This is a genomic window from Streptomyces sp. DH12 (assembly GCF_020873895.1).
GTDB lineage: Bacteria > Actinomycetota > Actinomycetes > Streptomycetales > Streptomycetaceae > Streptomyces.
This window is the reverse complement of the sequence record NZ_JAHWGT010000255.1, coordinates 1-741: the sequence shown is the minus strand read 5'-3', so window position 1 is coordinate 741 and position 741 is coordinate 1. Positions and strand designations below refer to the sequence as shown.

The 741-nt window shown below is 71.8% G+C and carries 1 protein-coding gene; it reads right to left on the bottom strand.

All coding sequences use genetic code 11. From position 1 onward, the window contains the following. Positions 1-283 (bottom strand): PAS domain-containing protein (locus LPA54_RS33865; protein WP_228984526.1); only part of this gene is annotated, 283 nt, incomplete at its 3' end. Positions 284-741: the final 458 nt, after the last annotated feature.

Sequence of the window (741 nt, the reverse complement as noted above, 5' to 3'; positions counted from 1 at the left end):
GGTCGTCCAGCAGCCGCATGTTGCGGAACTCCACCAGCCGGGTCCCGCCGTCCTTGCGCCGGATCGGAAAGGCGCCCGCCCAGCTCCGTCCGGTGCGCATCACCTCGGCGAACAGCTTCTTGACCAGGTCGAGGTGCTCCTCGTGCACCATGATCCGGGCGGCGTACCGGCCCAGCGCCTCCTGAGCGTTGTAGCCGAACAGCTCCTCCGCCTGGGGACTCCACAGCACGATCCGCCCCTCGGCGTCCAGGACGACCGAGGCCACGCGCAGGACGTCGAGCAGCCCGCTGGGACGCGCCGGGCCGTCCCCGCCGGCCGGGAGTGACCACGCTGCGCTCGTCCCACGCCCCGCCTTCGCCGAGTCCGCGGCACGCCGTCGCCGCGCCGCCGTCCCTTTGTTGTACCGCGCGCGAGGGCGATTTTCCGCCGCTCCTGCCGTCCCGTTCCCGCGCTCCCCCCCATCCTCGCCGGTGACGGCGGCCGCGTCACCGTGGGAGGAGCGCTCGGGGGCGCGCGGGTAGTGCGTTCCGGTGTGCGGTGCTTTGCTGAGGTAGGGCGGGGGCGGCGGTGCGACCACGGAAGGAGCGATCACGATGGTCAACGAACCCAAGCACCCGGAATCCGTGTCGGTCGAGATCAGCGGATGCGGCAAGGACGACGCCCGGATCGTCTTCGACACCCTGTGCGCCTGCTTCTCGTCGGACCGGTGCGCCGACGACGTGCCCGAGGAACTGCACGAGA